This window comes from Thermostichus sp. MS-CIW-40 (genome assembly GCF_054058315.1).
Window position 1 is genome coordinate 1 of sequence record NZ_JBSSAC010000078.1, and the last position, 4677, is coordinate 4677.

Genomic DNA, 4677 nt, shown 5'->3' on the forward strand with positions numbered 1-4677 from the left:
TCCGTCCCGCTAACGCGAATGGAAACAAACAGAATGCTATCGCTGCATAGTTGAACAGTGATGTTCAGCAGTGTTCAGCGTAAATGTATCAGCATGGCTCCTTTGCAACGACGACGCCGGCGGTTTTGGATCTGGAGCATGGTAGTCATCCTGTCCGGGTTTATGGGATCCCTGCTGGCGGGATCAGCGCAGAACCTGGGAGCACAAGCGCAGCAGGGCCTGACTCAAGCCCAACTGGAGCAAGCTCAATATGTGCGCAGTTGTGGCAGTTGCCATGTGGCGTTGCCCGCCCAAGTGTTGCCCACCGAAACCTGGCGACGGCTGCTGCAGGATCCCAACCACTATGGCCAGCAGATCCAGCCCCTGAGCGGTGTGGCTTTACAACTGGCCTGGGGCTATTTGCGGCCCAACTCCCGGCCCCTGCGACAGGGGGAACAGGTGCCCTATCGCTTGGCAGATTCTCGCTATTTCCGTGCCCTGCATCTGCAAGTGGAGTTTCCCACTCCTGTGCGGGTGAGCGCCTGTGTGGATTGTCACCCCAGGGCCAATGGGGGGGATTTTGCCAGCCTCTCTGCAGAATGGCAATCTTGAGGAGCGCAACTGAGGCAATGCAGGTGGATCTGGCCACCATTCTGGCAGGCTATGCCCAAGGCTACTTCCTGATGGCCGACGAAAAGGCGGGATCCCTGGCCTGGTACGGCACCGACCGGCACGCGGTGATCCCCCTCGATGAGCGATTTCACTGCCCTCGTTCGTTGCGGCCCTTGGTGCGCAGCGGTCGCTTTCAGGTGCGGCTGAACTGCGCTTTTGAGCAGGTGGTAGAGGGCTGTGCCGCTCGTCCCCAAACCTGGATTAGCCCCGAGCTGAAGCAGATTTACGCAGCTCTGCACCGGTCTGGCTTTGCCCACAGCTTTGAAACCTGGCAGGGAGAGACCTTGGCAGGCGGGATCCTGGGTATTGCCCTTGGAGCGGCGTTTATCGGCGAGTCGATGTTCTACCGCATCCCCAACGGCTCGAAGGTGGCCTTGGTGAAGTTGGTGGAGCACTTACGGGAGCGGGGCTTTCGCCTCTTCGACGCTCAGTTGATGAACCCGCACCTGGCCCGTTTTGGTGCCTTTCTCATGGAGGGACAAGAATACCTGAAGCTGCTGCAGCAATGCCTGGGGATCCCTTGTCGGTTCAATTAAATCTGCAATGTTACGATAGCCGCCGGCAAAACATTGCAGCGGCTCTTGGTGGAAAATAGAAAGCGAATCCGTCCCGCTGTTGCAGGCGGATACATCCTGTGGTGGGCCCACACATGGGATCCGATGGGGAGGTTGCCATGAGCCAAAAGCTTCTGTTTGTCTGTCTGGGCAACATCTGTCGCTCTCCCACTGCTGAGGGCATCACCAATCACCTTTTGCGCAGCAGCGGCCTTTCGGAAGCGATTCTCTGCGACTCAGCAGGTACGGCAGCCTATCACATCGGCAGCCCCCCAGATAGGCGCATGCAACAAGCAGCCCGATGCTATGGCCTAGAGCTACAAGGCAAGGCCCGCCAGATTCGACCTGCCGACCTGCGCGAGTTTGACCTGATCCTGGCTATGGATCGACAAAATTACCGCGACATTCTCAGCTTGGATCCCCAGGGAAAATATGCCGAGAAAGTGCGCCTGATGTGCAGCTATTGCCGCTCTCATTCTGACGAAGAAGTTCCGGATCCCTACTACGGGGGTGAGGCTGGATTCCATTACGTGATCGAGCTGCTCTGGGATGCCTGTAGCGGCTTGCTGGAATCCCTGGTTCCCGGGATCCAATGCCCACCGTTGCCCCCCCGTGCTTGAGAGCTTGTGTGTTTACTTATAGTCAATTCAAATGGCGATGAGACGGTAGCCAGTACAATAGCTCCGTTTGCGATAGTCATTCCGAACAAGTCTGGGACATTTGCCCTGCCTTCGATCTCTAACCGGCCAACACAAACATACCCCTTATCTGTCTCCCAAAGCAGACTAGGGGAACCTGGGATCCCCAAGTTGCTTTCCTGCAGTCTGAAACAACCATATATCCTGGCCCAGAGGGATCCTCATCTAACTTAATTGCCTCTATTTCCGATGCTGCTCCGGCAATTTGTCGGATTCATCCTCATCAGCGTTTTGTGCAGATTGGGATCCACATAACTCCAGACACCGCGCCTTTGCTTAGGTACGGGCTGAGAAGGGAACTTCCGGCTCCTCCGAGCCAACGATGTACGGGTCGTCTCCAAACGAAGTGTATTCGCTGTAGAGCTCGTCAGCAGTCATGCTGGGCCGCAAAGCCTCAATCAAAAACTCGTCGACGATACGCTTACAAGCGGCAATTGCAGCTTCGAGGGTCTCAAACTTTCCGTACTCGTACTCTTTATATTTCTCCACATAGTGGAAGTTGTCGGCAACCACCACAGTAAATGGGCGCGCTGGATCGGAGCCGGGCATGAGGTGAGGTCTAATGCTGCTGTTACTTCCGACATTATACATTTCTCTTAAGGGTTTATCAATTGTCGAAGAGAGGTTTCTAATAAAATAAGATCTTCTTGAATCGTTTGCCAGATGATGGACAAACTCACTTGAAAATACTCATGGATCACAATATTCCGCATTCCCCGCATTTCGTCCCATGGAATTTCAGGATGCGAAGCCTCCACCTCTGGTGGAATGCCGCGAACTGCTTCACCAATAATTGCAAGATTATACAAAACTGCCCCAACTGTCTTTCGATCGACTTGAAATTCATCGAACGTGATGTCTTTTATAAACTCTCGGATCTCTTCAATCGCAGCTAGCACGTCTCTTACTCTGTTCTGCCAATCTCTAGAAGGCACGAACCACCTCCCGGAGAACGGATTCTTGCAGATAGGGCTTGAGGGAGTCAGGCGTACCTAGATCAACCGGACTCTCTAAAATTTCCTCTAGATATCGTTTCAAGCGTACAAAAGTGAACAATCCAACTGGACGGTCAAACTCTACTAGCAGATCGATATCACTGTCTGTTTGCGCTTCATCCCTTGCTACTGAACCAAAGAGCATTAGAGACTTTACGCCAAAGTCCTTCAGAGTGTTCTGGTGATTTGCCAGTAATGTAAGGACTTCCTGTTTTTGCATTACCCAACCTGCAATGAAAAGAAAAGTCCATTAGGAATTATAGCTCACCTATTTCCTCTCAATTACGACTCAAACAAAGATTCATAACGCTTTGCAGGTCGCAGGCACAGTTGAGCCGAGGCACACCTTGCAGAGGACAGGGATCCCTGGGTTCCCGCAATGAGGGCATTTGAGCTTGCTCATCATCTTGTCTCTGGGTACATCTAACGGCACGCACATCTTGCCTTGCCATTAACAGCCAGTTCAAGAAACTTGTCGTCTTTGGGATCACGACACGTCGCCACGCGCTCTACAATCTCCACCAAGACGCCATCTCTAACAAAAGTGCTCAAGAACTCCATCCGTTCTTCCTCGGTTATATACCTTTCAAATCCTTTGCGCCGCAGGACATCTCTCAATTCTTCAACGGTCACACGTGAGATAAGCAATTTGCCTCTCTGTGTTGCCCTGTCAAAGACTTGACGAGTGACAGAACATCTCAACAGGAGCGCACTGATAACAACATTGGTATCAAAAACAAAGCATGGTTCATTCGACATTCAGCAGAGATTCCAGTATCTCAGGAGTTAAGCCACACTCCTGTGCTTTTTGGCTGATTTCATCTATGACAACCTGAAGGGGACGCGGTGGTACGATGAGGTCGCGCAGCCAAAGGTTAAGTAACAACTGAAACTTTCTTTGCAGGTCAGCAGGAATTTGACTGTAAAGTCTCGCTGTATCTGCATCCAGAGGAATGGTAATCACTGTGTTCATCTTTCCAACTCCTCGATGTTGGATATTATTACACTTGAGATTAAGTCGCGCTGGCTAACGGCTTGCGCTTCACCTGCGCCGCGAAGCGCAGCGGAGCGGCGTCAGGCGCAAGCGCAGGTTGGGCGGCACTTTGACGCTACATTAGAACCTCATCTAACCAATCAAACAGCGTTTGATTAGAAAGACTCAAGTTGTTCACCTGGCAATGGGCGTCGGCACCTTCTTCGGGGGTGAATACGCGGATAGCTTTTTGCCCTCGCAGTCGGTCGTAACACTCGTGCGTTTGCCGAATACACTCTACTGGATCAGCAGTACCAACCATGCATAGCAGGGCACACTCGATATTCTCCACCTCAACGCGTGCCTCGCTGACTTTCATCATATATTCAGTAATTCGGTCAACGCCCGCCGACCAGAGAAGTTTGCTCAATGCAAGCCGCGCCACGGGATTTCGGCGGGTAAGAATTCCCAGCACCATCTCCTTGACTGTATTTGGGGCTTTCTGGAAGGCACCCCATTCCGACTGCAAAACGCGCGGAAGATCAATGATCGGCGGATTAGCAATACATGCCTTGATTCGCTTCTCGAAAGCGGCGGCTCTTGTGACCGCATAGCCGCCGCCGCTAATCCCGTAAATCGCCAGGCGCTTACCGTCTACTTCGGGCAACTCTAATGCAAAGTCTACAATCTGTCTTGCAACTACTTCGGTGTCTAGGTCGTGTTGATCTTATGTTAGGATAGAGAGAATAGTTTATAGAGGAAAGAGGATGAAGTTGGTTTTTTTAGATGAAAACAAATGGCAGAAG

The 4677-nt window shown here is 52.1% G+C and carries 9 protein-coding genes; 3 read left to right on the top strand and 6 right to left on the bottom strand.

What is annotated here, in order from left to right:
* The first annotated feature begins 138 nt into the window (after nt 1-138).
* From ACVWXF_RS14020 to ACVWXF_RS14030, 3 genes are all read left to right on the top strand, one after another.
* Nucleotides 139-591, top strand: coding sequence for a hypothetical protein (locus tag ACVWXF_RS14020; protein ID WP_457474697.1), 453 nt, complete (start codon nt 139-141; stop codon nt 589-591).
* Between the two features lie 17 nt (nt 592-608).
* Entirely contained in the window at nt 609-1187 is a 579-nt protein-coding gene (gene aat, locus ACVWXF_RS14025; protein ID WP_457474699.1) for a leucyl/phenylalanyl-tRNA--protein transferase, read from the top strand.
* 137 nt (nt 1188-1324) lie between these two features.
* Nucleotides 1325-1825: a low molecular weight protein-tyrosine-phosphatase gene (locus tag ACVWXF_RS14030; protein ID WP_414398925.1), complete on the top strand. Its 501-nt coding sequence runs from the start codon at nt 1325-1327 to the stop codon at nt 1823-1825.
* 354 nt (nt 1826-2179) lie between these two features.
* On the opposite strand, the gene ACVWXF_RS14035 is transcribed toward ACVWXF_RS14030, so the two are convergent.
* From ACVWXF_RS14035 to ACVWXF_RS14060, 6 genes are all read right to left on the bottom strand, one after another.
* On the bottom strand, nt 2180-2452 hold the full coding sequence (locus tag ACVWXF_RS14035; RefSeq protein WP_414347213.1) for a hypothetical protein: 273 nt from the start codon (nt 2450-2452) through the stop codon (nt 2180-2182).
* A gap of 47 nt (nt 2453-2499) precedes the next feature.
* On the bottom strand, nt 2500-2838 hold the full coding sequence (locus ACVWXF_RS14040) for a HepT-like ribonuclease domain-containing protein (RefSeq protein ID WP_414343083.1): 339 nt from the start codon (nt 2836-2838) through the stop codon (nt 2500-2502).
* Nucleotides 2828-3118: a nucleotidyltransferase family protein gene (locus ACVWXF_RS14045; RefSeq protein WP_414329506.1), complete on the bottom strand. Its 291-nt coding sequence runs from the start codon at nt 3116-3118 to the stop codon at nt 2828-2830. Before ACVWXF_RS14045 ends, ACVWXF_RS14040 begins: the two co-directional genes overlap by 11 nt.
* Nucleotides 3119-3321: 203 nt before the next feature.
* Nucleotides 3322-3657: a putative toxin-antitoxin system toxin component, PIN family gene (locus ACVWXF_RS14050; protein ID WP_457474698.1), complete on the bottom strand. Its 336-nt coding sequence runs from the start codon at nt 3655-3657 to the stop codon at nt 3322-3324.
* The gene (locus ACVWXF_RS14055; protein ID WP_414418970.1) at nt 3647-3871 is read right to left on the bottom strand and encodes a hypothetical protein; all 225 of its coding nucleotides are present in this window, start codon (nt 3869-3871) and stop codon (nt 3647-3649) included. The genes ACVWXF_RS14050 and ACVWXF_RS14055 overlap by 11 nt, the downstream gene beginning before the upstream one ends.
* A gap of 136 nt (nt 3872-4007) precedes the next feature.
* Entirely contained in the window at nt 4008-4559 is a 552-nt protein-coding gene (locus ACVWXF_RS14060) for an alpha/beta hydrolase family protein (RefSeq protein ID WP_457474700.1), read from the bottom strand.
* Between the last annotated feature and the right edge of the window lie 118 nt (nt 4560-4677).

What these genes read in the sequence shown, in the direction of transcription:
- aat (WP_457474699.1), top strand. Translation starts at nt 609, where the DNA reads ATGCAGGTGGATCTGGCCACCATTCTGGCAGGCTATGCCCAAGGCTAC.
- ACVWXF_RS14030 (WP_414398925.1), top strand. Translation starts at nt 1,325, where the DNA reads ATGAGCCAAAAGCTTCTGTTTGTCTGTCTGGGCAACATCTGTCGCTCT.
- ACVWXF_RS14045 (WP_414329506.1), bottom strand. Translation starts at nt 3,118, where the DNA reads ATGCAAAAACAGGAAGTCCTTACATTACTGGCAAATCACCAGAACACT.
- ACVWXF_RS14050 (WP_457474698.1), bottom strand. Translation starts at nt 3,657, where the DNA reads ATGTCGAATGAACCATGCTTTGTTTTTGATACCAATGTTGTTATCAGT.
- ACVWXF_RS14035 (WP_414347213.1), bottom strand. Translation starts at nt 2,452, where the DNA reads ATGCCCGGCTCCGATCCAGCGCGCCCATTTACTGTGGTGGTTGCCGAC.
- ACVWXF_RS14020 (WP_457474697.1), top strand. Translation starts at nt 139, where the DNA reads ATGGTAGTCATCCTGTCCGGGTTTATGGGATCCCTGCTGGCGGGATCA.
- ACVWXF_RS14055 (WP_414418970.1), bottom strand. Translation starts at nt 3,871, where the DNA reads ATGAACACAGTGATTACCATTCCTCTGGATGCAGATACAGCGAGACTT.